Origin of the sequence: Serratia inhibens, from assembly GCF_003591175.1 — a bacterium.
Lineage (GTDB): Bacteria > Pseudomonadota > Gammaproteobacteria > Enterobacterales > Enterobacteriaceae > Serratia > Serratia inhibens.
In genome coordinates this window covers 227,283-252,637 of sequence record NZ_QYYG01000007.1, presented here as the reverse complement: position 1 = coordinate 252,637, position 25,355 = coordinate 227,283, and the positions used below count along the sequence as shown (strand labels likewise).

Below are 25,355 nucleotides of genomic sequence, written 5' to 3'. Positions count from 1 at the left end.
TCAGCGGCGGCGGCATCGGCGTAACCTTCGGCAGTAAATCTTCGCGCCATCAATTGAACGAAGACGGCACCACCCAAAGCCAGAGCGTCAGCACCATTGGCTCGACCGGCGGCGACGTGAATATCATCGCGGGCGGCAAGGCGTATATCGGCGGCGCGGATGTGATTGCGGATAAAAACCTGAACGTGGTGGCGGGGGACATCAGAATCGATCCGGGCAATGACCTGCTGCGGCGCAAGGAGCGCTACGAGCAGAAGCAGAGTGGGTTGACGGTAGCGGTGTCCAGCCCCATCACCGATACCCTGCTGGCGATCAATGATTCGCTGAAGCGTGTGGAGGACACCGGCGACGGCAGGCTGAAAGCCCTCTACGCGGTACAGGCCGTGCGCGCAGGTTGGGTTAACTCGGAGGCTAGCGCCGATCAGGCGCAGGGGCTGGCCAACGGCGAGCTGTCCAATAGCGTGAAAGTGCAACTGAGCGTGGGTGCCAGCAAAAGCACCTCCGAGTCTGAACTGGCGCAAAACCAGGTACGCGGCAGCAACCTGACGGCGGGCGGCAATGTCGCGCTGGTCGCCACGGGGGCGAACGGAGCCGGCGGTGACGTGCATGTCAGCGGCAGTGGTATCACCGGCAACAAGGTGACGTTGGTGGCGCAAAACGACGTGTTGCTGGACGCGGCAAGCAACAACAGGGAGCAAACCAGCAAGAACAACAGCAGCGGCTGGAACGCCGGGGTGCATATCTCGCTGGGGCAGGAGACCGGCATTGGTGCCTCGGCCAGCGGTTATCAGTCGAAAGGCGCCAGCGACGGCAACAGCACCGAGTACATCAATACGCGCGTCAGTGCCAAAGATGAACTGAGCCTGAGCAGCGGGCGCGATACGGTGCTGTCCGGCGCGCAGGCGCTGGGTGAGAAGATTAAGGTGGATGCCGGTCGTGACCTGTCCATCAGCAGCCTGCAGGATACTGACGATTACCACAGCTGGCAGAAGGACAGCAGCGCGGGAGCCAGCTTTACCTTCGGTTCGATGACAGGGTCGGCATCGCTGAGCATGAGCCAGACCAAAATCGACAGCGAATACGCCAGCGTGGGTGAGCAAAGCGGGCTGTTTGCCGGTGATAAAGGGTTTGATATCAACGTCGGCAAACACACTCAGCTTAACGGCGGGGTGATTGCCTCAACGGCGGACAGCATCAAAAACCAGCTGTCGACCGGTACGCTGGGCTGGGACGCCATCGATAACAAGGCGGAATACAAGGCCAGCAGCAGCGGGTTCGGTCTGTCGACCGGCGGGCCCACCGGTGGCGGGTTGGCGAAGGAGAAGGGCAAGGCGAGCGGCACCACGCAGTCGGCCATCGCTGCGGGCCAGATTGATATCCGCGATACGGCGAATCAAACTCAGGATGTCGCAGAGTTAAGCCGGGATACCGACAACGCCAACGGACGCATCGATAAAATCTTCGATGAAGCGAAGGTGAAGGACAACCTGGCGTTTACCCAGGGAGTCACACAACTGGCGACGCAGCTGGTGAGCGACTACGGCAACAAGCAGATGTTGCAGGCGCGGCGTGCAGCGGCGGAGAAGCTGAGCAAGGACCCGGCTTACCTGAGTGCCTCGCCAGAGCAGCGGCAGCAGATGCTGGAGGCCTCGCCGGAGTATAAGGCGGCGCAAGAAGCGTATGGGGTCGGCAGCAACTTCTGGGCCGCGGGTACGGCCATCAGCGCGGCGCTGGCGGGGCTCAGCGGCGGTGATATCGGGGCGGCGGCGGGTGGTGCGCTGGCCCCCTATCTGGCGAAGGAAATCAAAAGCCGGACGGAGGGCAACACGGCGGCGAACGCGGCAGCGCATGCGGTAGCGGGTGCCCTGGTGGCGCTGGTGTCGGGCAATAACGTGGCGGCCGGTGCTGCGGGCGCGGCGAGTGGTGAACTGGCTGCTAAAATCATCAGCGAGCAGTATTATGGCAAGGCGCCGTCGGCGCTGACGGAGGCCGAGAAGCAAAACGTCAGCGCGCTGAGCCAACTGGCGTCAGGGCTGGCGGGTGGACTGATAGCGGACAGCACGGCGGGCGCCGTGGGCGGTAGCGTGGCCGGTAAGACGGCGGTGGAGCAAAACTACCTTGGTGTGTTGGCTGGTAGTGGTATGGCAGAAAGTGCTGCTGTTGCCGGAGTGGCAGGACATAGTAGTCAATCCACGAAGAATCCGGATGAAGCCTGGGATTCGGATGACAGCTCAGATCCAAATAAGTCGCGGGAAGAGAATGCGCGGCAGCCGAATGTGGCGAAGGATCTGACGAACGAGGATAAAGCTGAGCTGGGTGGTGCTGGATCGGGTACTCCGGGTGGTCATGGGCCGGAGGATGAAGAGAATGCGCGGAGTAGTGAGAGTAAACAAAATGATATAAATAAAAATGTTCAAATTGGAAAGTGGTCGATTGATGAATTATCTAATGGCGCTAAACATATAGATCCAGCCTCGAAAAAAGGTGATTTAACTCTGGCAGGACGCGCACTTCAAAAACATGGAAGCCGGGAGGGTAGTGCTTTTCCTACTGCTAAGGGCAATCCATCGGCTATAAATGAACAAGGCCAGAAAATAGTAGATAGTATTTTGAGCGATCCTAATAAGTCCGTCGTTCAAAGTAATACGGGGCGCTATGGGCAAGTAACAGATGTGATCTCTTCTAATGGTCGTGGGTTGCGTTATGATGCGCAGGGTAAATTAATTGGCTTCTTGGAACCACCTAAATGATAAATAGACTGACAGCACAAATAGCGAGCTTACCGGATAGAGAAAATGTTGTTTATGAGATCTACTTCGGTGCAAATCAAGTTGCAGAGATCTCAAATGAACCTGATTCTGGTATGCGAATAGAGATTTTTACTTGTCCTGATAGTGGGAGCTGGAATTTTAGCTTTAATGAGTTCCGTTCTCTGGTAGAACAAGCAGAGAGAAATCTTATCTAAGTCAAAAATCCCGGCCAACTGGCCGGGATTTTTGCTTTTACGCCCTAAAATTCCCCACTTCCTACCACCGCAACTGGATCACACCGGGGGCGGCGGTGATTTCCAGTTGTTCAGTGTCAGTGATGGCGGATTCACTCAGCCAATCCCCACCAATTGGCCATCAGCGCGGCGCTGGCGGGGCTCAGCGGCGGTGATATCGGGGCGGCGGCGGGTGGTGCGCTGGCCCCCTATCTGGCGAAGGAAATCAAAAGCCGGACACAGGGCAACACGGCGGCGAACGCGGCAGCGCATGCGGTGGCGGGTGCCCTGGTGTCGGGCAATAACGTGGCAGCGGGGGCCGCGGGTGCGGCGAGTGGTGAACTGGCTGCTAAAATCATCAGCGAGCAGTATTATGGCAAGGCACCGTCGGCGCTGACGGAGGCCGAGAAGCAAAACGTCAGCGCGCTGAGTCAACTGGCTTCCGGGCTGGCGGGTGGACTGATAGCGGACAGCACGGCGGGCGCCGTGGGCGGTAGCGTGGCCGGTAAGACGGCGGTTGAGAATAACTTCTTAAGCTCTAAAGATGTACTGAATCTGCACAAAGAGCTTGAAGAGGCGGATAAAACCGGTGCTGACAAACAGGATATTTACGAGAAGTATGCTGATGTTAGCAAGAAAAACCGTGAAGAGGCGGTAGCTGAAGGGTGTTCCGGTAATCCGTTCTGTGCCAATGGGGCATTGTCAGAAGCGAGTGCAGGTTCAGATATTGCGAATAGCCTGAAACGCCTGCCGCTGTTCTCCGACTTGAGCAGTGACGACCTGGCGCAGCTTGACCGGTTCGTACTGGCGGAAAATGAAGGCAGCGCCAGAGCGATTTACCAAGCGATGCCAGACTATGTGAAGGTGGCGCTGAATGGTAAGGAAGCCGTAGAGGCGATAGGGCTGGGAGCTGCGGTTGGTGGTAAGGCTTTGGCGGCGCTTGGGGTTATAGGTAAAGCTGGTAAACAGCCTTATGAACCTAATCAGGGTTCGGTTGGAAATATGAGTGAATTCCTTAAGCAACCGGGTTTTGGTAGTCAGATAAAAAATATTACCCAAAAATCAAGCCAGCAATATCAGGGGCAAAGCGTATATAAAGCAACGGGTGATATTGGTGAGTATATTAAGAAAGGCGATCAGTTCTATCTAGATGGACAGCATAAAAACCACTTGGAAGTTTTTGATAAAAGAGGTGGTTTTAGAGCTGTTTTAAATCTTGATGGGTCTATAAATCAGGCTGAAACTGAAGCGGCTAAGGGAAGGAAACTATAGATGACAATGCGCAGGTTAGCGTTAAGCAATAAAAAATTACGGGGGATTCCTCGTAGATTACGTTCATTGAAAAAGTGGTCGGAATCATATGAATCTCACTTCCCTGATATTCAGGGAAGTGATTACTCTTACGGTTACTGGAATGTGAAGATTCCTGTTCATCTGGCCTTGGTTCAAGGAAAACAAACGAATAGCAATATTCAATCCTTCTGTGCTCAAGCTTTGATAGATGCTGCTTATAATATTTATCGAGCCAGGGGGGATAATGGAAGTAATATAAGAGTAACTTGCTGCATTGTTCTACCTGATATGTTTTCAAGCGAATTATGCTTATTCACTTCTGAGGAGTACTTCAATGAGCATACGCAGGTGGGAAATGGTTTTTTTGGTCAGCTGAGTTTATTGAGTGATCGTAGCCTGATCAAAGAGTGGAATCTAAAGTTACCAAATGGTTTTTCAGAGTTAGGAGTCCTCAGAGTAAATGAGAATGATGAAGGTGAACTTTATCACTCTGAACATTGGTATATTGGTGAAGTGAATAAAAGCTGAAAATTTATTAAATTAGTATGAAATCCCCCGGATGCTGGTCGGGGGATTTGCTTTTAAGCCCTAAAAAAACCTCCATATTTCGCTGCTGCAACCGAATAACTCCCGCTTCAGCGGATAAAAACCGCCTTGACACTGGCACGCTCGGCTTCAGCGATATCCATAACCAGGCGGACTTTAAGGCCGAACATCAGGGCGGCAGTCTCAGCAGCGGTGGCCCGGTGGGGTCGGACTTGCTGACCAACCTTGCGGGCGCAGCGCTCTCCGGGGCGGGTAATAAGGGGCGCGCAGAAGGCACCACGCAGGCGGCGGTGTCGGGCGGTAGCCGATAATGCAAGCCCTGCACTCTAAACCCGCACTTCCCCAATCCTCTCCAGCGCCTCTACCACCAAATCCCAGAACCTGTCTTGATCCAGCGTTACCGCTACCTGCGTGTGGCAGTCCGGCGGCGGCGGGGCGCGAAAATCGGCCACGGTCATGCCCAGCGTCAGGGTACCGGTCAGTTCGATATCCACCGGTACCTTACGCACCGTCATCACTTCAGGGTCGATCACGTAGGCCACCGCGCAAGGGTCGTGTACCGGCGGCGCGCTAAAGCCCTGCGCCTGCCGGTACATCTTGCCGAAGAATTCGAGCAGTTCGCCGACGAAGTGCGCCGGCCCGGTGCCGATGGCGGCAATGCGTTCGCACACCTCCGGCGTGGCGAGCGCCTGATGGGTCAGGTCCAGCCCGACCATGGTCAGCGGCCACTTTTCATTAAATACGATATGCGCCGCTTCGGGGTCGATCTTGATATTGAATTCTGCCACCGCGCTCCAGTTGCCCACGTGATAGCCGCCGCCCATCAGCACCACTTCCTTTACCCGCTCGGCGATACGCGGTTCTTTGCGCACAGCCATGGCAATGTTGGTCAGGCCGCCGGTCGGCACCAGCGTCACGCTGCCCGGCGGATGCGTCATCAGTGTATCGATGATCAAGTCCACCGCATGGCGCGGTTCCAGCGTCAGGGTCGGCTCCGGCAGCGCCGGGCCGTCAAGGCCGGACTCACCGTGAATATCGGGCGCCACTTCAATCTGCCGCACCAGCGGGCGCGGGCAGCCGGCGGCAAAGGGGACGCCGGTGATATTGGCGATACGCGCGACGGCCAGCGCGTTGCGGGTGACCTTATCCAGCGTTTGGTTGCCGACTACGGTGGTGACCGCCAGCAGTTCGATCTGCGGGTTGCCCCAGGCCAGCAGCAAGGCAATGGCGTCGTCATGCCCAGGGTCGCAATCCAGTATGATTTTTTTCATTTTATTCCTGATGCAGAGGAGAGGTGCTCGCAGCATAGCTCAGCGGTGCAGAGCGGAGTAATGCCAATGGTGCTTTTGTTCATCGCCTCAAAGCATTGCCAATGTTGCGGTGTAATTAAACGTAAATCCCCTTACCGGCGCTTTACCCTGGAGTGGAGTCCATGGTTTACATTGCTGCTTAATGCAACACAGAAAGGAGGAGATCATGACAAAGAACGGATGGGTGCTGGCAGCCGTGCTGGCGGTAATGGGATTATGGACGCTGCTGGCCTGGGGAGTCTCCGGCGTGCTGGGCTGGTTACCGGCACTGGTGGGCTTGGCGGAAAACGGCTCGGCGCAGTTGGCGCCCCAGTTTACCGGCTTGCTCAGCCTGGTACCGCAGACCTTGCTGGAGGGCTGGTTGCCGATGCTGCAAGAACTGGGTCGCTGGCTGGCTGGCTCTTTCCCGCTGTTGCTCACCTGGGCGGGCTACGCCGTTTGGTTAATCTGGGGGCTGGGCATGCTGGCGCTGTTGCTGCTTGGTGCCCTGGCGCGCCGTTTTCTGCTCAGCGGTAGCCCTGATAGACTTCCGCCACGCGCTTGAAGTACTCGGTCAGGTAGTCGATGCACACCTGCACCTTAAGCGGCAGCTTGTCTTTCTCGGTGTACAGGGCGTACACCGGGCGAGGATCCGAGTGATAGTTTTTGAACAGGATCTCGATCTCGCCGCGTTTGATCTCTTCGATCACCCACATCAGCGGTGCATAGGCGATGCCGGCCCCGGCTTTCAGCCAGCGGATCATGGTTTGCGAATCGTTGGTGACAAAACGCCCTTGCGGCGAGATGCGCGTGGTGATGCCTTCGGGTGCTATCAGTTCGAATTCGCTGTCCGGCCGCACGCTGTATTCCAGCCAGGAAAAGTTGACCATGTCGCTGGGTTTCTGCGGCGTGCCGTGCTGGCTGAGGTAACTTTTAGCGGCGCATATCACCATCGGCATTGAACCGAGGCGTTTGGAGAACAGGCTGGAATCTTGCAACGCGCCGGTGCGGATCACCACATCCAGCCCGTCGGCAATCAGGTCCGGCGCCGGAATGCCGGTCACCAGGTTCACCGTCAGGCCGGGATATTCCTTCAACATATCGGCAGTCATGGTCGCCAGCACGTTTTGCGCCATGGTGGACGAACTGCCGATACGCAGCGTGCCGGTCGGCGTATTGTTAAACGCGTACAGCTGTTCGTGCACCTCGCTCACTTCCTGCAGCATGCGCCGGCAACCCTGATAGTAAATTTTCCCGGCTTCCGTCAGGCCAATGCGGCGCGTGCTGCGGTTGAGCAACTTGACCTGCAGTTCATTCTCCAGTTTGGAGACGGTCTGGCTGATAGATGAAACGCTCATATCAAGCTGGCGTGCAGCCGCCGTAAACGACCCGCATTCAACGACTTTTGCGAACACCGACATCCGTTTTAGTCTTTCCATTATTCACTCTGGCTTAAAAGTGATTTAGATCACAGATTGTTGATAGGTTGATAGTAAGCACGCTAATATAAACCGGTCGGGTGGAAAGACCTTCCCAACGCGTGAGTGCAATCGGCAATACAACCTTGGCCGATCCCTCCGGTATCCTCGCAATCCCTATCGCGGATGTATGCCCCTGAGTTTATCCTTTTTTCAGGTTCCTGACCTGTCTGGGCCTAAATTTGTGGTGCGCGTCAGCTAACATGTAAAGAGAATGTGAATGAGAAGAAAGGGTAACACCCGGTGCAGTGAACAATAAGGAAAAATGAATGAGTTTGCTTCCGGTTATGGTCATCTTTGGACTGTCGTTTCCCCCGGTATTTTTTGAGTTGCTGGTATCGCTGGCGTTGTTTTTTTTGCTGCGCCGCCTGCTGCAACCCACCGGGCTTTACGATTTTGTCTGGCATCCGGCGTTGTTTAATACCGCGCTGTATTGCTGTCTGTTCTATCTGATTTCACGTCTTTTCGTTTGAGGTCGCTGTGAAAAATTTCTCAATAAAAATAGTTCGAATCGCGATCACTTTGTTTCTGGTCCTGTTAGCGATCGTCGCCATATTCAAAGCCTGGGTGTTCTACACCGAATCCCCCTGGACGCGTGACGCCAAGTTTACCGCCGACGTAGTGGCGATAGCGCCGGACGTCACCGGCCTGCTGACCGACGTGCCGGTGGTGGATAACCAACTGGTGAAAAAAGGCCAGGTGTTATTTGTTATCGACCGGCCGCGTTATGAGCAGGCCCTGGCGGAAGCCAGCGCCGACGTCGCCTATTATCAGACGCTGGCGGCGGAGAAAAAACGTGAAGCCGGCCGCCGGGTGCGTTTGGGCGTGCAGGCGATGTCGCAAGAAGAGATCGACCAGGCCAACAACGTGCTGCAAACCGTGCAGCATCAGTTGGCGAAAGCCGTGGCGACCCGCGAGCTGGCGCAGCTGGATCTGGAACGCACCACGGTGCGCGCCCCGGCCGACGGCTGGATCACCAACCTGAACGTCCACAGCGGTGAATACATTACCCGTGGTTCGGTCGCCGTGGCGCTGGTGAAGAAAAACACCTTCTACATTCTGGCCTATCTGGAAGAAACCAAACTGAATGGCCTGAACAAGGGCGACCGTGTGGAAATCACCCCGCTGGGCAGCAACCGCATCATGCACGGCACTGTCGATAGCGTGGCCGCCGCCGTTAACAACAGTAGCAGCACCGTGAACAGCAAAGGGTTGGCGTCTATCGACAGCAACCTGGAGTGGGTGCGCCTGGCGCAGCGCGTACCGGTTAAAATTTTGCTGGACGACAAAGACCAGTTGCATCCGTACCCGGCCGGCACCACCGCGACCGTGGTGATCACCGGCAAGAACGATCGCAAGGCCGACAGCGGCTCGCCTTTTGTACGCCTGATGCATCGGCTGCGTGAGTTTGGCTAATGAATAGCCCAACGTTTATTCGGCTGAGATTTGCTTTCAAGCTCAGCTTCGCGATTGTGTTTGCCCTGTTTGTCGGTTTCCATCTCAATTTGGAGACCCCGCGCTGGTCGGCGATGACCGCCGCCATCGTAGCCGCCGGCCCGGCCTTTGCGGCGGGTGGCGAGCCGTTCTCCGGCGCTATTCGCCACCGCGGCTGGTTGCGCATTATCGGTACCTTTATCGGCTGTTTCGTCGGCCTGGTGATTATCGTCTCCACCGCACGCGCGCCGGTGGTGATGCTGTTGTTGTGCTGCATCTGGGCCGGATTTTGTACCTGGCTCTCTTCGCTGATCAAGGTTGAAAACTCCTATGCCTGGGGTCTGGCCGGGTATACCGCGCTGATCATCATCGTGACGACTTCCACCAGTGAAACCAACCTGCTGGAAGCGCCGCAGTTCGCCGTGGAGCGTTGCAGCGAGATTGTGCTGGGGATCGTCAGCGCGGTGCTGGCGGATCTGCTGTTTTCGCCGCGTTCGATCAAACTGGATATCGATCGGGCGGTGGACAAGCTGCTGGTGGATCAGTACCTGCTAATGCAGATGTGCGTCAGTAACGCCGAGAAAGAAGACATCGACCGCGCCTGGAGCAACCTGGTCAAAAGTACCACCGCGCTGAACGGCATGCGCAGCAACCTGATGATGGAGTCGTCGCGCTGGCAGAAGGTCAACCGGCGCGTTCGGGCGCTGCACACCCTGTCGCTGACGCTGATTACCCAGGCTTGCGAGACTTATCTGATCCTGCTGAATCACCCGGATGCGGTGAAGGAAAATATCCGCGAACTGCTGATGGTGCCGGCGGAAACGCCGCAGGAGATCCACAAGCGCATGAAGCTGCTGCGCCAGGTACTGACCACCAACCGTACCGACGAGACGCTGCTGACCATTACCAGTTGGGTGGGCGCGGCCACGCGTTACCTGCTGTTGGCCAAAGGCGTGCATACCAACAGCAGCATCAGCGCAGTGGAAGAAGATGTGCTGAGCAGTGAAGTGGTGGTCAAACCGACCTCGGCGGAAGGGCATCACGCCATGATTAACGGTCTGCGCACCTTTGTGGCGACGGCGTTTGGCAGCCTGCTGTGGCTGTGGACCGGCTGGACTTCCGGCAGCGGTTTTATGGTGATCATTGCGGTGATCACGTCGCTGGCGATGCGCACCCCGGCGCCGCGCATGGTGGCGATGGACTTTGTGCTGGGCATGTTGGCGGCGATCCCGGTCGGTTCGCTGTTCTTTATGGTGATCCTGCCGGCGACCCAGCAGAGCATTTTATTGCTGTGCCTCAGCCTTGGCCTGCTGGCGTTTTTCATCGGCATCGAGGTGCAAAAGCGGCGGCTGGGTTCGCTCGGCCTGTTGGCGGGGACCATCAATATTTTGGTGCTGAGCAACCCGATGGAGTTTAACGTCACCCAGTTTCTCGACGGCGCGCTCGGCCAGTTCCTTGGCAGTTGTGTGGGGCTGATGGTGCTGCTCTTGATCCGTGACAACTCGCGTGAGCGCACCGGCCGCACGCTGCTGAACCAGTTTGTCGGCAGCGCGGTTTCGGCGTTGACCACCAAGGCGTCGCGCCGTCGGCAGAACCATCTGCCGGCGCTTTATCAGCAGCTTAATCAGCTGTTGATGATGTTCCCGAACGATATCGCCAAGTACCGGCTGGCGCTGAACCTGATCATCGCTCACCAGCGCATGCAGCGGGCGGAAATCCCGGTCAGCGAGGAGCTTTCGGCCTTCCATAAGCAGATCCGCAATACTGCCGACCACGTGGTTTCGGCCAAGAATGACGTGAAACGCGCCTATTATTACGATCGGCTGCTGAGCGAGATGAACGACTATCAGCAAAAGTTGGTGGACTATCAGGCACCGCTCAGCGTCACCGGCCCGGTAAAACGCCTGGCCGACATGCTGCACCGTTATCGCCATGCGTTGATCGACTGATGCGCCGAGGCCCCTGATGCGCTCATCCGGGGCTATACTTGCCTGAGACAGCCTGGTTTCAGAGTTGCACTGAGTGTCAGGCGCACGGGAAAATGGCATGATAAGCATGAATGGGTGATGCAGATTGTTAAGGCATGGGTTCCCTGAAGTGAAAATGTTACCTGCCGGTCATCTCTGATTCATTCTTTTCATCTATAAATCCAACGGGCATGGGTGCTGATGCACCTCTGTCGGCACTCAGTCAGGGACAGTAATGAACAAGCGGATCCTCGTGGCGATCGTCATCGCCGTTGTGATAGCCGGTTTTAGCGCTTTGCGCAGTAACGATCGGGTGATTGCCAACGTACCTGCGGTGGCCGAAGGCCAGAGCATTGACCAACTGACGCAGCAAAAAAGGGTGGTGAGCTACCTGCAGCAGCATCAGCGGCTGCCGGACTATTACATCACCAAGAAGCAGGCGCGTGAGCAGGGGTGGGATGCGCGCAACGGCAACCTGTGTTCGGTTCTGCCGGGCAAAGCGATTGGCGGCGATCGTTTCTCGAACCGTGAAGGGCAACTGCCTACCGCACGCAGCAGGGTATGGCGCGAGGCGGACATTAATTATCAATGCGGCCGGCGCGGGGCCGATCGCCTGTTGTATTCCAGCGACGGCCTGATTTTTGTCACGCGTGACCATTATAAAAACTTCATTCGGGTGGAGTGAATTTGATGGCAAAAGTAGAGTTCGATTTTAATCAGATCAACGATTTGCCGGCGTTCTATCGCGATTTTGCGCATAAGTTTGCGCTCGGCGAAGCCTTTGGCGCCAATCTGGACGCGCTGTGGGATGTGGTGACCGTCGATATCGGGTTACCGGTCGAGATTGAGTTTACCCATCTCGACGCCCGTAGCAAACGCCGCTTCGGCGCGATTATCCTGCTGTTTGAAGAGGCGGAGGAAGAGCTGGAAGGCAGCCTGCGTTTCAATATTCGTGAAAGCAGCGGTGAACCTGCACATCACCGGGGATGAAACGGGTTCATCCCATGGTGACGGCGGCAATCATTCGGCGGTCTCGGCCAGATCGCGCAGGTACTGGAAGATTTGACGGTAGGCTTTCGGCGGCTTGTTAGCGGCCTTCTCTTTCTGCGCGTTACGCACCAGTGCGCGCAACTGCTGGCGATCGGCTTCCGGGTACAGGGCCAGGATAGACGGGATCGCGTCATCGCCTTCTTCCACCAAACGATCACGCAGCGCTTCCAGCTTGTGGAACAGCGAAACCTGCTGGTTGTGACGGTTCTTCAGTTTATCTAGCGCGGTTTGAATCGGCTCTACGTCGCGGGCGCGCAACATCTTGCCAATCAGTTGCAACTGACGGCGGCGGCCTTCTTTCTTGATCTTCTGCGCCAGCTCAATGGCAGCACGCAAATCTTCGTCCAGCGGGATGCGTTCCAGCGCGTTTTTACCCAGTTCGACCAGTTCGGTCCCCAGGTCTTTCAGCGCTTCGGCATCACGTTTAATTTCACTTTTACTGACCCAGATAATCTCGTCATCGTCCTCGTCTTTGTTCTCCGGGACATCGTCGAGCCAGTCTTCAGGCTGTTTGTTCATGGTAGGCTCCGTTAAAAAGAGGCTAATCCTAACAGGTTGCCGGCTTTATGCGAAATTCCACGCGGTTCCTGTTAGACTCAAAAGCATAAATCACATGATTTTTGCGCGTGACTCCGCGCGCAACCACGCCGCCACGGCACTTTTCTCAACGATTTTCTGATTAATTATGGCAGATTGATGAAAGTAGTCACTCAAGTTGCAGAACAGCGCAAGGCGCTGGAACAGGCCGTTTCACAGGCTCTGGAGCTGGCGCGCGCCGGTTCCGATGCGGCAGAAGTTGCCGTAACCAAATCTACCGGTATCAGCGTCAGCACCCGCTTTGGCGAGGTGGAAAACGTCGAGTTCAACAGCGATGGCGCGTTGGGCATTACCGTGTATCACCAGCAGCGCAAAGGCAGCGCATCTTCCACCGATCTCAGCCCGGACGCCATTGCCCGCACCGTGCAGGCGGCGCTGGATATCGCTCGTTACACTTCTGCGGATCCGAACGCCGGCCCGGCGGAAAAAGACCTGCTGGCGTTTGAAGCGCCGGATCTGGATCTGTTCCACCCGGCGGAACTGGATGCGGAGCGCGGCATCGAGCTGGCTGCCCGCGCCGAGCAGGCATCGTTGGCAGCGGACAAACGCATCACCAATACCGAAGGCGGCAGCTTCAACAGCCACTACGGCATCAAGGTATTCGGCAACAGCCACGGCATGTTGCAAAGCTACTGTTCAAGCCGCCATTCTCTGTCGAGCTGCGTGATCGCCGAACACAATGGCGATATGGAGCGTGATTACGCTTATACCATTGGCCGCGCCATGGGTGATTTGGCAAGCCCTGAATGGGTGGGCGAGGAGTGTGCCCGGCGCACGCTGTCGCGCCTGGGGCCACGCAAGCTGTCCACCATGACTGCCCCGGTGCTGTTTGCCTCTGAAGTGGCGACCGGTCTGTTCGGGCACCTGGTTGGCGCTATCAGCGGCAGCAGCGTCTACCGTAAATCCACCTTCCTGCTGGACTCGCTGGGCAAGCAAATCCTGCCGGACTGGCTGACCATCGAAGAGCACCCGCACCTGTTGAAAGGGCTGGCTTCCACGCCGTTCGACAGCGAAGGTGTACGTACCCAGCGGCGTGACATTGTTAAAGACGGCGTGCTGCAAACCTGGCTGCTGACCAGCTACTCGGCGCGCAAGCTCGGGATGCACAGCACCGGCCATGCGGGCGGCATCCACAACTGGCGCATCGCCGGGCAGGGCCATGACTTTACCGGCATGCTGAAGCAACTGGGTACCGGTCTGGTTGTGACCGAGTTGATGGGCCAGGGCGTTAGCGGCATTACCGGCGACTACTCGCGCGGCGCCGCCGGTTTCTGGGTAGAAAATGGCGAGATCCAGTATCCGGTCAGCGAGATCACCATCGCCGGCAACCTGAAAGACATGCTGCGCAACATTGTCAGCGTGGGCAGCGATATCGAAACCCGCAGCAATATCCAGTGCGGTTCCGTACTGCTGCCGGACATGAAAATCGCCGGCCAGTAATACCGGTCAAGGCTGGCCGCTCCGGTTGCCAGCCTCTCTCCTTTCCCCCGTTATAACCTTGCTTACAAATCTCTTGTTCCGGTTTTCAGCGCCCTTGCTTATGTTTAGGTTGAACAAAAGCCTATACCCTATGAATGTCGAGTGGCAGCCAACAATGCTGCAACTTGAAAGGCGACGGGTAGATAAAATAATAACTGGAAGGTGAGCAAGCATGTCGAACAAACTGAAAGCATTGATGGCGTTGGCGCTGCTGGGGGCCAGTTCATTGGCGGTCGCAGCCGATCTGGCCGATGATATGGACACCATCGCCGGCAATTACAAAACGGTGCTGAGTACTGACTCAACGGACACTCTGAAGCAGAGCCTGCAGAACATGCGCGCCGCCGCGCTGGATGCGAAGCAATCCACGCCACCGAAACTGGAGGATAAAGCGGCCGACAGCCCGGAGATTAAAGATTTTCAGCATGGGCTGGATACGCTTATTGGCCAGATAGACCAATCGCTGGCGCTGGCCAATCAGGGCAAGCTGGCCGAAGCCAAGCAGCTCGCACAGGGTTTCAAGCAAACCCGCGACGTTAACCACAAGAAGTTCCGCTAAGCCTTTTCGCGCCGTTCCGATCCCGGATAGCAGGACGGCGCCTGCCCCAACCCGTGGCGAAATAGGGCGGCAAAAGCCGCGAGGCCCACATCTGTGACGAAGCCTGTGTGTCAGGGGATAGCAGGGATAATGAGGAAGCACATCAGCCTTTAGGGCTCAGAAAGGGCGGCATGACACCGCCCTGAATTACCGCTTAGCGGTGGTATTCACCCGCCGCTTCCGGCTGGTACAGCAGTTCCAGCACTTCGATCCGCGCTTCTTCGCCGTTCGGCAACTGCCAGGTAATCTGGTTGCCTACATGCATGCCCAGCAGCGCTGCGCCCAGCGGCGCCATCACCGACAGCTGCTCGTGGCTGTCCTTCAGCGAGGCCGGGTACACCAGTGTGCGCACGTGCTCTTCTGCGGTATGCAGATCGCGGAAACGCACGCGGCTGTTCATGGTCACCACGTTGGCCGGGATTTGGGCCGGTGGCAGGATTTCGGCGCGATCCAGTTCGTCGTTCAGCGCGATGGCGACGTCGGTGTTGGCAAAGGCCGGTTTTTCCAATAGCGCATCCAGGCGTTCCGCATCCAGCTCATTAATAGTAATGGTTGGTTTGGTCATTCCACTCTCCAGTCAAATCAAAGGGCGCCCGTTTTCGCACCCATAAATTCGGAAAAACAGCACAAAAGCAACGCCCCCGCGCCAGAGGAACGGGGGCGTTGCTGATGTCGAATTGTCTTACCGATAGTAGGCGGTTAAGCGGTGAAAAGAAAGAGATCCCGATCACGAAGCTTTTCACCGCCGCAGAGAGAACGGGAAACCCGTTGTGGCATTATCTTTTTGTAATTTAATTAAATTATCTTAAAAGCGCTTATTGTGCGAAATGGATCCCTGCCAACCATTGAATTTCCACTTTAAACTGGAAAAAAAGCGGCTACACAGAAATTCTCCCCGGGGTTAGGGTAAGACATCAAAGAAAGCGGGTAATACCCATCGCCTTTCAATCAGCAGCGTTGTTGGCTGCTTTACAAGACTCACGAGCTGACCGCCTGGCTGAAACTTGAAATTCATAGGGTATATTCAAGTGATGCATTGTGCGACTTACGAATAATGTTGGAATCAGGGGTATTGAAAAGTGAATGAAGGATCTGTTGCGATAGAAAAAAATGAACGATCTGACATCAGCGAGGCTGGGGCGATCACCGATCAGGTGCTGGCCGATATTACCGCCATGCTGAATGCAGAAGGCATTTATACCAATGCGGTGCAGCAACAGATGCTGGAATCGCATATTCGCGCCATGGTACTGCGTTCAATCACCGGTGAGCCCTTGCCGGAAGTCGATAAATCGCTGTTTGACGAGATTTCAGAGGAATCGATGAAAATGGCGGAGCGGGTGGTCGATAATTTTGCGACGCTACCTATCGAAGAAGCTTATTTGCTTTCTGTGCATTTTGAAGTGGCAAAAGATAATAACCAATAGCATTTAACGCATTCATATCATCAGGAGAAAATAGCATGGGTCAAATTACCGTAGTGATTGGCGATCGTTTGGGAAAAGGCCAGAAAGTCGGCCAGGGCATTGAAACAGCAGGCGGGAAAGCCATCGTGATCCCTGGCGTAGCGGCGGATATGAAACTGGGTGACGTAATGAAAGCGGAAGGTGCGCAGTTGGGAATTTCCTTCTGCGGTAGCGGCGGCGCCGGGGCAATTACCGCGCAGACCAAATACGGCTACAAAGCAAAATACGGCATGCGCTCCATTGATGAAGGCGTGACGGCAATCAATGAAGGTTATACCGTGCTGGGTTTTGGTTTTATGGATAAAGAAGAATTGGGCCAAAGACTGGTGGAAGCCTACATCAAAAAACACGGCAACCCGTAATGAAAGAACAATATACCACATCGGTAAAGGTGGAGGGCAAAGGGGACAGCAAAGCGAAAGCTTTTGCTTCCGCTTTGGCTAATGTGCAGGGTACGGTATTGAAATCCACCAGCAATATCCTGCTGCGTATTGAACCGCAGGATGTCAGCGTATTAAAAGCGGAAGAGAAAATAACAAAAGAGAAATTTCTCTTTTTCTTTTTACCGCGAGAAAGAAAAGTCTATACCGTGACGCTGGAAATAACCGTGAACGTGACGATGATCAATACAGAAAAGGTTGTCTTCGTCACGAAATAAAAACGTTAGCATAAATCAAAGGGTATACTGATGTTTTTAATCATCTTATTTAAGTCGCTTATTATTGGCGGACTGGTGGGGGTTGGCGTAGGGGCCGGCGCCGCACGCATGTTCCATGCTCCGACGACGCAGGGCATGGGCGCCTTCCGCACCCTGGGCGAGCTGAATTCCTGCGAAGGCGATCCGGCTTCCCACTTCTCTTTCGGCCTGGGTTTCTTCTTCAACGCCTGGGCGTCTTCCGTGGCGGCGGGTGCCTTCACGCAGGACGTTGACCACCGCATTATCCCTCATTGGGGCGCAGCAGCCTTGATGGTCAAGAACCGCAATCTGGCGCAAACGCTGCATGATCCGAAAAAAATGGCTATCGCTTGCGGCGTTATCGGCATGCTGGTGGTGGCGTTCCTCAATACCACCGCTTCCGCAGTGCCCGCTGCGCTGCAGGTTACCGCAATCAAAGTGCTGGTGCCGGCGGCCAACCTGCTGGTGAACACCGTGATGCCGGTGATCTTCTGGCTGGCGGCGATCGACGCCGGGCGTCGCTCCGGTTTCTGGGGCACCATTTTCGGCGGCCTGGCGCAACTGATCATGGGTAACGCCGTACCGGGTTTGGTTCTGGGCATCCTGATCGGTAAAGGCGTGGAAGAGAGCGGCTGGAACAAAATCACCAAGATCATGATGGCGGTGATCGTGCTGCTGTTCGTGCTGAGCGGTTTCTTCCGCGGCTTCGACATGAAAGTCCTCGAGTCCTTCAGCCTCGGCGTGCCGGGCTGGCTGGACACCATTCACAACACCCTGAGCGGTAAGTAAGGAGCGGGATAATGGAAGAACAAACCCAAAAAGGCTTCTGGTACGCCGACTGGTCATTCCCGATTTTTGTCGGTCTGCTCTCGTCCGGCGTGTTCGCCGGGACGCACATGTATTACCTGTATGGCATAGGTGCGTTTAACGAAGTAGCCTTCGTTTCCATGCTCCGCGCCGGGATGGACACCGGCGTTTATGGTGCGGTGGCGGCATTCGGCGCCAGCTTTCTGTTTGCGCGCATCATTGAAGGTTCGCTGGTGGGCATTCTGGATATCGGCGGTGCGATCCAGACCGGTGTGGGGCTGGGCGTTCCGGCGCTGCTGCTGGGCGCGGGGATTATCTTCCCGGTCGCCAATTTCGCCGCCTCGCTGGTGACCGGCCTGGTGATTGGCCTGGCGATTGGCTACCTGATCATTCTGGCGCGTAAATTTACCATCAACCAGAGCAACTCCACCTACGGCGCAGACGTGATGATGGGGGCAGGTAACTCCTCCGGCCGTTTCCTGGGGCCGTTGATCATCCTGTCGGCGATGACCGCATCCATTCCGATTGGCGTAGGTTCGCTGCTTGGCGCGCTGTTGTTCTATATCTGGGGCAAGCCAATCACTGGCGGAGCGATCCTTGGCGCAATGCTGTTAGGGGCCATTTTCCCGGTAGCCATTGCTTAATCACCGTTCCAGAGCTGTACGATAGTGGGGGCGGTGCGCCGCCCCCTGCTGGAAAAGGAGTAGCGCAGTATGTATGACTTAGTAATCCGACGCGCCAGGTTGGCGGATGACCGGTTGGTCGATCTGGCGGTTCAGAACGGCAAGATTGTCGTCGTTGGGCAGTTGACCGATGACGTCAACGCCCGCAGGCAGCTGGATCTGGCGGGCAACTGCCGCCTGAGCGCCGGCTGGGTCGACTCCCACGTGCATTGTTATCCCTCTTCGCCGATTTACCATGACGAACCTGATTTAGTGGGCGTCGCCAGCGGCGTGACCTCGGTGGTTGACGCCGGCAGCACCGGCACCGACGATGTTGACGAGTTCTATGCCCTGACGCGCCATGCCAAAACCAACGTGTTCGCTTTCCTGAATATCTCGCGCATCGGGTTGTTACGCCAAAATGAGCTGGCCGACCTGGCGGACATCGACCCGCCGACGGTGAAAAAATCCATCGATGCGTACCCCGGTTTCATCATCGGCATCAAGGCGCGCATGAGCAGCAGCGTGGTGGGGCAAAACGGCATTGTGCCGCTGGTGCGTGCCAAGCAGATCCAGCAGGAAAACAACGGCTTGCCGCTGATGGTGCATATCGGCAATAACCCGCCGAATCTGGATGACATCGCCGATCTGCTGACCCGCGGCGATATCATTACCCACTGCTTTAACGGCAAGCCGAACCGCATTCTGACCCCGGCGGGTACGCTGCGTGAGTCGATCCAGCGGGCGCTGAAACGCGGCGTGTTGCTCGACGTGGGCCACGGTACCGCCAGTTTCAGCTTCGACGTGGCGCGCCAGGCGATCGGGCTGGGCATTCTCCCGCACACCATCAGTTCCGATATCTACTGCCGCAACCGCATGGCCGGGCCGGTACACAGCCTGGCGACGGTGATGTCCAAATTCTTCAGCATCGGCCTGTCGCTGCCGCAGGTGATTGCCTGCGTGACGGAAAATGCCGCTTCGGCGCTGCACCTGAGCAATAAAGGCCGGCTGGAGCCGGGTTATGACGCCGATTTCACCCTGTTCGATCTCCGCCTGGGGCCGCAGGTGTTTGCCGACTCGGAAGGGCAATCGGTCGGCGGCGAACAGTTGTTGGTTCCGTTGGCTGCAGTGGTAGCCGGGGAAATTCTATTAACCGACGAAGGGAAAGCCCATCATGTCTTCGATTTATGAAAAATATAATTTAAAGCAGGTGATTAATACTTCCGGTCGTATGACCATTCTCGGCGTATCTACCCCGCGTCAGGAGGTGATTGACGCCGTTGACTACGGCCTTAATCACTATTTTGAAATCAAGGATCTGGTTAACAAGACCGGCGCTTACATCGCCGATCTGCTGAATGTGGAAGATGCCGTGATCGTGTCCTGTGCCTCGGCGGGTATCGCCCAGTCGGTGGCGGCGGTGATCGTCAAAGACAACGCCAACCTGCTGGTGAACCTGCATTCGGCCCCGATCACCGTGCCGCGCGAGATTGTGTTGCCGCGCGGTCACAACGTGAACTTCGGCGCCCCGGTCGACACCATGGTTGCCCTCGGCGGCGGCAAGGTGGTTGAGGCGGGTTATGCCAACGAATGTTCTGCAGAGCAGTTGGAGGCCTGCATCACGCCGCAAACGGCGGCGATCCTCTACATCAAATCACACCACTGCGTACAGAAAAGCATTCTTTCCGTCGAGCAGGCGGTGGTGGTGGCGCGCAAGCATAATCTGCCGCTGATCGTCGACGCCGCCGCTGAAGAAGACCTGATGTGTTACTACCAGATGGGGGCCGACCTGGTTATCTACAGCGGTGCCAAGGCCATCGAAGGCCCAACCAGCGGCCTGGTGGTAGGAAAGCGGCAATACGTTGAGTGGGTGAAGCTGCAATCCGGCGGTATTGGCCGGGCGATGAAGGTCGGCAAAGAGGGTATCCTCGGCCTGACGCAGGCGATTGAAAGCTACCTGAAGCTGGAAAAAACCACCGGTGAGCAGATGGTGGCGCGCATGACGCCGTTTATCACCAACCTGAACTCGCTGACCGGCATCAGCGCTAAAACCGTTTGGGACAGCGCCGGCCGCGATATCGCCCGTGCTGAAATCACCTTTGACGAAGCGGTGCTGGGGCGCTCTACCACCGACATCGTCCAGGCGCTGAGAACCGGCGAGATCGCCATCTACTTCCGGGGTTATAAGGCCAATGAAGGCAAGATTGAAGTGGATGTGCGTAGCGTCGACGAGCAGCAACTGATGACCGTCTTTAACTGTATTAAAAATCTGTTCACGGAGAAACAAGCATGAAGCTGCAGCCAAATTATTATCGCGACCGTCTGTGCCTCAACGTGCTGGCCGGCTCAAAAGACAATGCGCAGGCGATTTATGCGGCGGCAGAAGGGCATGTGCTGGTCGGGGTTCTCTCCAGGAACTATCCGGATGTCGACAGCGCGGTGGCGGATATGCAGCACTATGCGCAGTTGATCGAGAATGCGCTGTCGGTGGGGCTGGGGGCGGGCGATCCCAAGCAATCCGCGATGGTCAGCCTGATCGCCCAGCGCGTTCAGCCGCAGCACGTCAATCAGGTGTTTACCGGCGTGGGTGCCAGCCGTGCGCTGTTGGGCCAGAGCGACAGCGTGGTGAACGGTCTGGTTTCTCCGACCGGTCGCGTCGGTTTTGTGAAGATCTCAACCGGCCCGCTGAGCGCTGCTGAGCCAGACGGCATCGTACCGGTCGAGACCGCCATCGCCATGTTGAAAGATATGGGCGGCAGCTCCATCAAGTATTTCCCGATGGGCGGGTTGGCGTGTAAAGAAGAATACCAATACGTGGCTAAAGCCTGCGCCGAGCATGATTTTATGCTGGAGCCGACTGGCGGCATCGATCTGGAAAACTTCGAGCCGATCGTTGAGATCGCGTTGGCCGCCGGCGTGAAACGGATTATTCCACATATCTACAGTTCCATTATTGATTCTGCCACCGGCGATACCCGTCCGCAGGATGTGAAAACCCTGCTGGCGATGAGTAAAAAGTTGGTGGGATAAGCGCAATACCCAACTTAATTGGAGCTGTAGCCAACCACGCTACAGCTTCAAGTAAGAAAGGGATATCGGATGACGTAAGGCAGGGAGGCTACAGGTTTTGTCTTTACGGGCGTGGCATGCCGCGCCGTTACTTCTCTAAGGATAACTATGCGAAACTGGCAAACTTCCCCCTTACGTACTGCGTTAACTCTGGCGTTGCTGGCGATCGCCAGCCCGGCGCTGCATGCTGAGGATGCAATGAACTCCACGTCATCTCATTTTGCTTATATCGGTACTTACAACCCCAACGGCGAAGGCGTTTACCGGGTGCGGGTTGATCCGGCCAGCGGCGCGCTGAGCGCTAAAACGCTGGTCAGCAACCAACCTAATCCGGCGCAGCTAACCCTGGATGCCCAAGGCCGGACGCTGTATGTCGCCAGCGAAGTGGCCGATTTTAACGGCAGCAAGCACGGCGGTATCATCGCTTATCGCATCAACCCGGTTGATGGCGGGCTGACGCAGCTGAATCAGGTTGATTCGCAGGGCGCAGGGCCGGTTTATCTTTCCCTGACGCCGGACGGCCGCCATCTGCTGGTGGCGAACTACGTCAGCGGCACCGTGGCGGCGTTCCCGATTGAGAGTGACGGTAAATTGGGTAACGCCAGTTCAGTGCAACAGGATCAGGGGCCGGCTGGCGCGGGTAAACCGGCGGGGGCGGTGGAGGGCAGTTTTGCCGCCAGCGATCACAATGGCCCGCACGCGCATATGATCGCCAGCGATCCGAGCGGCAAGTTTGTGTTTTCTACCGATCTGGGGCTGGATCGCCTCTACCAGTGGCGCTTCGACGGCGCAAGCGGCCAACTGTCGCCGAACGATCCGCCGTGGATCGCCGCCTCTTCCGCCGGTGCCGGCCCGCGTCACTTCGTGTTCCATCCGGACGGCAAGACGGTGCTGTTAGTGAACGAAGAGGCTTCGACGCTGACCAGCTACCGTTTCGACAGCCAAAAAGGTACTCTGAAACAATTACATGCCGTCTCTTCGCTGCCGGCCGATTATAAGGGCACCAGCTTTGCCTCGGGGTTGGTCCTGAGCGAGGACGGGAAGAATCTGTACGTCGCCAACCGGCTGCATAACAGCATCGCGCAGTTCAGCGTTGGCGCCGACGGCGAACTGAAGCCGGTGGCGGAGATCTGGACGCGCGGTGACTATCCGCGGTCGTTGACGTTGAGCCCGGACGGGCATTATCTCTATGCGATGAACCAGCGCAGCGATAACGTCACCCGTTTCAGCCTGGACAAGGTCAGCGGCAAACTCAGCTTTGTTGAGGGCTATACGCCGGTGGGCAGCCCCTCGCAAATGGTGTTTCTGCCGATAGCGAAGTAACCCGTTGCCCGCCTGATTTCCCTGGGCGGGCACCTTAATTGACGGAAAGAGAATGGTACGATTTCCCTACCCGCGTTTGGCCTATCTGTTCGACGCTTTGCAGTCCGAGACCTTGCCGCAGGATGAGTTGGCGAAACGCTTTGCGGTATCCACCCGTACCGTGCGTGCCGATATCACAGCGTTGAACGATATCCTGGAAAAATACGGCGCTCGCTTTGTGCATAGTCGTGGGGCGGGCTATCGCCTGCAGGTGGATGATGCCGCGCTGTTCAGCGCTCTGCAGCACCGGGAGCGCAAAAAGCACGCGACGCCGCGCAGTGCGCAAGAGCGGGTGCACTATCTGCTGATTCGTTTTTTGACCTCAGCCTTTTCCCTGAAGCTGGAAGATTTGGCCGATGAATGGTTTGTCAGCCGCGGAACGCTGCAAAACGACATGGCTGAGGTGAGAGAGCGCCTGACGAACTACCAGTTAACCATTGAAACCAAACCGCGCTACGGCATGAAACTGTTCGGATCGGAGATGGCGATCCGCGCTTGCCTGACCGATCTGTTATTCCAACTGCATCTGGCCGATGCCGAAAACCCGTTGCTCAGCAATGAAATCCTGCTGCAACCGCAGGTGGCGACCTTCGCCGGGCTGCTGCATCCGCTGCTGTCGCAATACGCCATCCGCCTGACGGACGAAGGTGAGCAGTATTTGATTTTCTACTGTGCGGTGGCGCTGCGGCGCATTAGCGATGGCTACCCGTTGTCGGACTTTGACGTTGAAGACGGCGATGACGCGGTGCGCAAGGTTTCCACCTGGCTGTCGGGGGAACTGCGCAAGGCCAGCGGCAAAGAAGTGTCGATGGCGGAAGAGGCTTATTTAAGGGTGAATATTGCCGCGCGCCGGGTACAGGACGTGCAGCCGACCAAGATCAACGCCGACGACGAAGAAGCGCTGGTGGACTACATTCTGTCGTACATCAACGCACACTATAACTACAACCTGCAGGGTGACCGCCAACTGCGGGCTGATTTGCTCACTCATATCAAGACCATGATTACGCGGGTGAAATACCAGATTAATATTCCCAACCCGCTGTTGGCCAATATCAAACAACACTATCCGATGGCCTATGACGTGACGCTGGCGGCGGTATCGAGCTGGGGAAAATACACGCCTTACACCCTGAGCGAAAACGAAATCGGCTATCTGGTGCTGCATATCGGCGTGGGGTTGGAACGGCACTACAACATCGGCTATGAGCGCCATCCGCAGGTGATGCTGGTGTGCGATACCGGTAATTCAACGGTACGCATGATCCAGGCGCAGATTGCACGCAAGTACCCACAGCTGGTGATGACGCGCATCGTTTCACTGCGCGATTATGAGGTACTTACTCATATCGACGAAGATTTTGTCATTTCCAACGCGCGGGTCAGCGAAAAGAACAAACCGGTGGTGGTGATGTCGCCGTTTCCTACCGAATACCAGCTGGAACAGCTGGGTAAACTGGTGCTGGTGGATCGCACCAAACCCTACATGCTGGAGAAGTTCTTCGACGCCGCGCATTTCAGGGTGGTGAACGAGCCACTGACGCAGGCGGAGCTGTTCCGGAAAGTGTGCGTTCAACTGGAGCAGGAAGGGTACGTCGGTGACGATTTTTACCCATCGGTAGTGGAGCGCGAAGCTATAGTATCGACCATGCTGGGCGAAGGTATTGCACTGCCGCACTCGTTGGGATTGCTGGCGAAAAAAACGGTGGTGATGACGTTGCTGGCACCGCAGGGCGTGGTGTGGGGCGACGGTGAGATCGCCCATGTGATTTTCCTGCTGGCGATCAGCAAAAGCGACTATGAAGAGGCGATGGCGATTTACGATCTGTTCGTCACTTTTGTACGCGAGCGTTCGATGAGCCGTCTGTTGGGCAGCGATAATTTCGATAGCTTCAAGGCGGTGGCGCTGGACTGTTTAAGCCGGATTTAAGTGATGAGCCAAAAATAGAAGTCGTCTTAAAGGGAATATTGTTAGGTACCTTTAAGAGTGCTAATGTTGGTGCCAATGTTGGTGCTAATAAGTGAGGTAAATACTATGACCTATCAAATATTGACCACAACGGCTGCAAGTATCACGGATTTAAAAAAGAATCCAATGGGCACTGTCGCCGATGGTGATGGTGGAGCAGTAGCCATATTAAACCGCAATGAGCCTGCTTTTTACTGCGTTCCTCCAGAGCTTTACGCTTACTATCGAGAGCTTGCTGAAGATGCCGAACTGAATCGGATCGCAGATGAACGCATGGAGGATGCTGAGTTTGTGAGCGTGAGTCTCGATGAGCTATAATCTTAAATTCGAGAAACGTGCCCTGAAAGAATGGCAAAAATTGGGGCATCCTATCCGGGAACAATTGAAAAAGAAGCTGGCGGAGCGGTTGGAGAATCCGCATGTGCCAGCTTCACGGCTCAGTGGCCGCAGTAATCGCTACAAGATTAAATTGCGTTCATCCGGCTACCGGCTGGTTTATGAAGTTAATGATACTGAAGTCATTTTGTTAGTTATTGCAGTAGGAAAACGGGCAGGGGATGAAGTCTACTCAATTGCCGATAAACGATAGATTTAATCTGAGTATACTGCTGAAGCTTCATAAATGTTAAA

The 25,355-nt window shown here is 56.2% G+C and carries 28 protein-coding genes and 1 pseudogene; 25 read left to right on the top strand and 4 right to left on the bottom strand.

From position 1 onward, the window contains the following. The 5 genes and pseudogenes from D4100_RS20075 to D4100_RS26075 all read left to right on the top strand — a co-directional run. On the top strand, positions 1-2,750 hold a 2,750-nt coding region (locus tag D4100_RS20075), incomplete at its 5' end, for a hemagglutinin repeat-containing protein (RefSeq protein ID WP_276330839.1). Continuing rightward, positions 2,747-2,965, top strand: coding sequence for a hypothetical protein (locus D4100_RS20070; RefSeq protein WP_071919933.1), 219 nt, complete (start codon positions 2,747-2,749; stop codon positions 2,963-2,965). The genes D4100_RS20075 and D4100_RS20070, both read left to right, overlap by 4 nt. A gap of 153 nt (positions 2,966-3,118) precedes the next feature. Beyond that, positions 3,119-4,255 carry a VENN motif pre-toxin domain-containing protein gene (locus tag D4100_RS25935; protein WP_244941689.1) on the top strand — a complete coding sequence of 379 codons (1,137 nt, stop codon included), beginning with the start codon at positions 3,119-3,121 and terminating at the stop codon, positions 4,253-4,255. Then, entirely contained in the window at positions 4,256-4,804 is a 549-nt protein-coding gene (locus tag D4100_RS20060) for a DUF3916 domain-containing protein (protein WP_119805091.1), read from the top strand. A 104-nt stretch (positions 4,805-4,908) separates the two neighbouring features. Beyond that, a pseudogene (locus D4100_RS26075) lies at positions 4,909-5,127 on the top strand (hypothetical protein); the annotation flags it as partial. Positions 5,128-5,148: 21 nt separating this feature from the next. Here D4100_RS26075 and uriH read toward each other — a convergent pair. Then, positions 5,149-6,093, bottom strand: coding sequence for a uridine-preferring nucleoside hydrolase UriH (gene uriH / locus D4100_RS20050; protein ID WP_119805090.1), 945 nt, complete (start codon positions 6,091-6,093; stop codon positions 5,149-5,151). 205 nt (positions 6,094-6,298) lie between these two features. On the opposite strand from uriH, the gene D4100_RS20045 reads away from it, so the two are divergent. Further along, the gene (locus tag D4100_RS20045) at positions 6,299-6,676 is read left to right on the top strand and encodes a hypothetical protein (protein WP_119805089.1); all 378 of its coding nucleotides are present in this window, start codon (positions 6,299-6,301) and stop codon (positions 6,674-6,676) included. On the opposite strand, the gene aaeR is transcribed toward D4100_RS20045, so the two are convergent. Continuing rightward, positions 6,639-7,550 (bottom strand): HTH-type transcriptional activator AaeR, encoded by a 912-nt coding sequence (gene aaeR / locus D4100_RS20040; RefSeq protein WP_119805088.1) that lies wholly within the window; start codon positions 7,548-7,550, stop codon positions 6,639-6,641. The two genes, D4100_RS20045 and aaeR, sit on opposite strands and share 38 nt — an antisense overlap. Positions 7,551-7,858: 308 nt before the next feature. Between aaeR and aaeX the strand changes: the two genes are divergently transcribed. The 5 genes from aaeX (at position 7,859) to D4100_RS20015 (ending at position 11,980) form a co-directional block, all read left to right on the top strand. Next, entirely contained in the window at positions 7,859-8,062 is a 204-nt protein-coding gene (aaeX, locus tag D4100_RS20035; protein ID WP_006317505.1) for a p-hydroxybenzoic acid efflux pump operon protein AaeX, read from the top strand. 7 nt (positions 8,063-8,069) lie between these two features. Beyond that, positions 8,070-9,005, top strand: coding sequence for a p-hydroxybenzoic acid efflux pump subunit AaeA (aaeA, locus tag D4100_RS20030; RefSeq protein ID WP_006317504.1), 936 nt, complete (start codon positions 8,070-8,072; stop codon positions 9,003-9,005). After that, positions 9,005-10,972, top strand: coding sequence for a p-hydroxybenzoic acid efflux pump subunit AaeB (gene aaeB, locus D4100_RS20025; RefSeq protein ID WP_065506641.1), 1,968 nt, complete (start codon positions 9,005-9,007; stop codon positions 10,970-10,972). Before aaeA ends, aaeB begins: the two co-directional genes overlap by 1 nt. A 253-nt stretch (positions 10,973-11,225) precedes the next feature. Further along, positions 11,226-11,675, top strand: a complete 450-nt coding sequence (locus D4100_RS20020) for a ribonuclease (RefSeq protein WP_006317125.1) — start codon at positions 11,226-11,228, stop codon at positions 11,673-11,675. 5 nt (positions 11,676-11,680) lie between these two features. Then, on the top strand, positions 11,681-11,980 hold the full coding sequence (locus D4100_RS20015; RefSeq protein ID WP_006317124.1) for a barstar family protein: 300 nt from the start codon (positions 11,681-11,683) through the stop codon (positions 11,978-11,980). Between the two features lie 30 nt (positions 11,981-12,010). Here D4100_RS20015 and yjgA read toward each other — a convergent pair whose 3' ends face one another. Then, the gene (gene yjgA, locus D4100_RS20010) at positions 12,011-12,559 is read right to left on the bottom strand and encodes a ribosome biogenesis factor YjgA (RefSeq protein ID WP_004948607.1); all 549 of its coding nucleotides are present in this window, start codon (positions 12,557-12,559) and stop codon (positions 12,011-12,013) included. A gap of 177 nt (positions 12,560-12,736) precedes the next feature. Here yjgA and pmbA point away from each other — a divergent pair, with 177 nt between their 5' ends. Together pmbA and cybC are read left to right on the top strand one after the other, a co-directional pair. Beyond that, positions 12,737-14,077, top strand: a complete 1,341-nt coding sequence (pmbA, locus tag D4100_RS20005; protein WP_006317123.1) for a metalloprotease PmbA — start codon at positions 12,737-12,739, stop codon at positions 14,075-14,077. A 211-nt stretch (positions 14,078-14,288) separates the two neighbouring features. Then, positions 14,289-14,675 carry a cytochrome b562 gene (gene cybC / locus D4100_RS20000; protein WP_119805087.1) on the top strand — a complete coding sequence of 129 codons (387 nt, stop codon included), beginning with the start codon at positions 14,289-14,291 and terminating at the stop codon, positions 14,673-14,675. A gap of 193 nt (positions 14,676-14,868) precedes the next feature. Here cybC and rnk read toward each other — a convergent pair whose 3' ends face one another. Continuing rightward, entirely contained in the window at positions 14,869-15,279 is a 411-nt protein-coding gene (rnk, locus tag D4100_RS19995; protein ID WP_006317121.1) for a nucleoside diphosphate kinase regulator, read from the bottom strand. Between the two features lie 514 nt (positions 15,280-15,793). Here rnk and D4100_RS19990 point away from each other — a divergent pair. From D4100_RS19990 to D4100_RS19935, 12 genes are all read left to right on the top strand, one after another. Continuing rightward, entirely contained in the window at positions 15,794-16,141 is a 348-nt protein-coding gene (locus D4100_RS19990; protein ID WP_006317120.1) for a glycine dehydrogenase, read from the top strand. A gap of 35 nt (positions 16,142-16,176) precedes the next feature. Beyond that, positions 16,177-16,542, top strand: a complete 366-nt coding sequence (locus D4100_RS19985; protein WP_006317119.1) for a glycine-rich SFCGS family protein — start codon at positions 16,177-16,179, stop codon at positions 16,540-16,542. Beyond that, positions 16,542-16,838 carry a DUF4312 family protein gene (locus D4100_RS19980; protein ID WP_119805086.1) on the top strand — a complete coding sequence of 99 codons (297 nt, stop codon included), beginning with the start codon at positions 16,542-16,544 and terminating at the stop codon, positions 16,836-16,838. Before D4100_RS19985 ends, D4100_RS19980 begins: the two co-directional genes overlap by 1 nt. A 30-nt stretch (positions 16,839-16,868) precedes the next feature. Further along, entirely contained in the window at positions 16,869-17,645 is a 777-nt protein-coding gene (locus D4100_RS19975; protein WP_006317117.1) for a DUF4311 domain-containing protein, read from the top strand. Positions 17,646-17,656: 11 nt separating this feature from the next. Continuing rightward, positions 17,657-18,307: a DUF4310 family protein gene (locus tag D4100_RS19970; RefSeq protein ID WP_006317116.1), complete on the top strand. Its 651-nt coding sequence runs from the start codon at positions 17,657-17,659 to the stop codon at positions 18,305-18,307. A gap of 69 nt (positions 18,308-18,376) precedes the next feature. After that, on the top strand, positions 18,377-19,516 hold the full coding sequence (locus D4100_RS19965) for an amidohydrolase/deacetylase family metallohydrolase (protein ID WP_119805085.1): 1,140 nt from the start codon (positions 18,377-18,379) through the stop codon (positions 19,514-19,516). Next, positions 19,500-20,618 carry a DgaE family pyridoxal phosphate-dependent ammonia lyase gene (locus tag D4100_RS19960; protein WP_119805084.1) on the top strand — a complete coding sequence of 373 codons (1,119 nt, stop codon included), beginning with the start codon at positions 19,500-19,502 and terminating at the stop codon, positions 20,616-20,618. The genes D4100_RS19965 and D4100_RS19960 overlap by 17 nt, the downstream gene beginning before the upstream one ends. Further along, on the top strand, positions 20,615-21,355 hold the full coding sequence (gene dagF / locus D4100_RS19955) for a 2-dehydro-3-deoxy-phosphogluconate aldolase (RefSeq protein ID WP_119805083.1): 741 nt from the start codon (positions 20,615-20,617) through the stop codon (positions 21,353-21,355). Before D4100_RS19960 ends, dagF begins: the two co-directional genes overlap by 4 nt. 147 nt (positions 21,356-21,502) lie before the next feature. Further along, positions 21,503-22,717 carry a lactonase family protein gene (locus D4100_RS19950; protein WP_006317112.1) on the top strand — a complete coding sequence of 405 codons (1,215 nt, stop codon included), beginning with the start codon at positions 21,503-21,505 and terminating at the stop codon, positions 22,715-22,717. Between the two features lie 52 nt (positions 22,718-22,769). Continuing rightward, a complete protein-coding gene (locus D4100_RS19945; protein WP_006317111.1) occupies positions 22,770-24,686 on the top strand; it encodes a BglG family transcription antiterminator in 1,917 nt (638 codons plus the stop codon). Positions 24,687-24,791: 105 nt separating this feature from the next. Next, positions 24,792-25,043, top strand: a complete 252-nt coding sequence (locus D4100_RS19940; protein WP_119805097.1) for a type II toxin-antitoxin system Phd/YefM family antitoxin — start codon at positions 24,792-24,794, stop codon at positions 25,041-25,043. Further along, positions 25,033-25,314, top strand: a complete 282-nt coding sequence (locus D4100_RS19935) for a type II toxin-antitoxin system RelE family toxin (protein WP_006317109.1) — start codon at positions 25,033-25,035, stop codon at positions 25,312-25,314. Before D4100_RS19940 ends, D4100_RS19935 begins: the two co-directional genes overlap by 11 nt. Positions 25,315-25,355: the final 41 nt, after the last annotated feature.

What these genes read in the sequence shown, in the direction of transcription:
- rnk (WP_006317121.1), bottom strand. Translation starts at nt 15,279, where the DNA reads ATGACCAAACCAACCATTACTATTAATGAGCTGGATGCGGAACGCCTG.
- yjgA (WP_004948607.1), bottom strand. Translation starts at nt 12,559, where the DNA reads ATGAACAAACAGCCTGAAGACTGGCTCGACGATGTCCCGGAGAACAAA.
- uriH (WP_119805090.1), bottom strand. Translation starts at nt 6,093, where the DNA reads ATGAAAAAAATCATACTGGATTGCGACCCTGGGCATGACGACGCCATT.
- D4100_RS19960 (WP_119805084.1), top strand. Translation starts at nt 19,500, where the DNA reads ATGTCTTCGATTTATGAAAAATATAATTTAAAGCAGGTGATTAATACT.
- D4100_RS19980 (WP_119805086.1), top strand. Translation starts at nt 16,542, where the DNA reads ATGAAAGAACAATATACCACATCGGTAAAGGTGGAGGGCAAAGGGGAC.
- D4100_RS19965 (WP_119805085.1), top strand. Translation starts at nt 18,377, where the DNA reads ATGTATGACTTAGTAATCCGACGCGCCAGGTTGGCGGATGACCGGTTG.
- aaeX (WP_006317505.1), top strand. Translation starts at nt 7,859, where the DNA reads ATGAGTTTGCTTCCGGTTATGGTCATCTTTGGACTGTCGTTTCCCCCG.
- D4100_RS19945 (WP_006317111.1), top strand. Translation starts at nt 22,770, where the DNA reads ATGGTACGATTTCCCTACCCGCGTTTGGCCTATCTGTTCGACGCTTTG.
- D4100_RS20020 (WP_006317125.1), top strand. Translation starts at nt 11,226, where the DNA reads ATGAACAAGCGGATCCTCGTGGCGATCGTCATCGCCGTTGTGATAGCC.
- D4100_RS20045 (WP_119805089.1), top strand. Translation starts at nt 6,299, where the DNA reads ATGACAAAGAACGGATGGGTGCTGGCAGCCGTGCTGGCGGTAATGGGA.
- D4100_RS19950 (WP_006317112.1), top strand. Translation starts at nt 21,503, where the DNA reads ATGCGAAACTGGCAAACTTCCCCCTTACGTACTGCGTTAACTCTGGCG.
- D4100_RS20060 (WP_119805091.1), top strand. Translation starts at nt 4,256, where the DNA reads ATGACAATGCGCAGGTTAGCGTTAAGCAATAAAAAATTACGGGGGATT.
- D4100_RS19975 (WP_006317117.1), top strand. Translation starts at nt 16,869, where the DNA reads ATGTTTTTAATCATCTTATTTAAGTCGCTTATTATTGGCGGACTGGTG.
- D4100_RS20070 (WP_071919933.1), top strand. Translation starts at nt 2,747, where the DNA reads ATGATAAATAGACTGACAGCACAAATAGCGAGCTTACCGGATAGAGAA.
- D4100_RS19935 (WP_006317109.1), top strand. Translation starts at nt 25,033, where the DNA reads ATGAGCTATAATCTTAAATTCGAGAAACGTGCCCTGAAAGAATGGCAA.
- D4100_RS19940 (WP_119805097.1), top strand. Translation starts at nt 24,792, where the DNA reads ATGACCTATCAAATATTGACCACAACGGCTGCAAGTATCACGGATTTA.
- aaeB (WP_065506641.1), top strand. Translation starts at nt 9,005, where the DNA reads ATGAATAGCCCAACGTTTATTCGGCTGAGATTTGCTTTCAAGCTCAGC.
- D4100_RS20015 (WP_006317124.1), top strand. Translation starts at nt 11,681, where the DNA reads ATGGCAAAAGTAGAGTTCGATTTTAATCAGATCAACGATTTGCCGGCG.
- cybC (WP_119805087.1), top strand. Translation starts at nt 14,289, where the DNA reads ATGTCGAACAAACTGAAAGCATTGATGGCGTTGGCGCTGCTGGGGGCC.
- aaeR (WP_119805088.1), bottom strand. Translation starts at nt 7,550, where the DNA reads ATGGAAAGACTAAAACGGATGTCGGTGTTCGCAAAAGTCGTTGAATGC.
- D4100_RS19985 (WP_006317119.1), top strand. Translation starts at nt 16,177, where the DNA reads ATGGGTCAAATTACCGTAGTGATTGGCGATCGTTTGGGAAAAGGCCAG.
- dagF (WP_119805083.1), top strand. Translation starts at nt 20,615, where the DNA reads ATGAAGCTGCAGCCAAATTATTATCGCGACCGTCTGTGCCTCAACGTG.
- pmbA (WP_006317123.1), top strand. Translation starts at nt 12,737, where the DNA reads ATGAAAGTAGTCACTCAAGTTGCAGAACAGCGCAAGGCGCTGGAACAG.
- D4100_RS19970 (WP_006317116.1), top strand. Translation starts at nt 17,657, where the DNA reads ATGGAAGAACAAACCCAAAAAGGCTTCTGGTACGCCGACTGGTCATTC.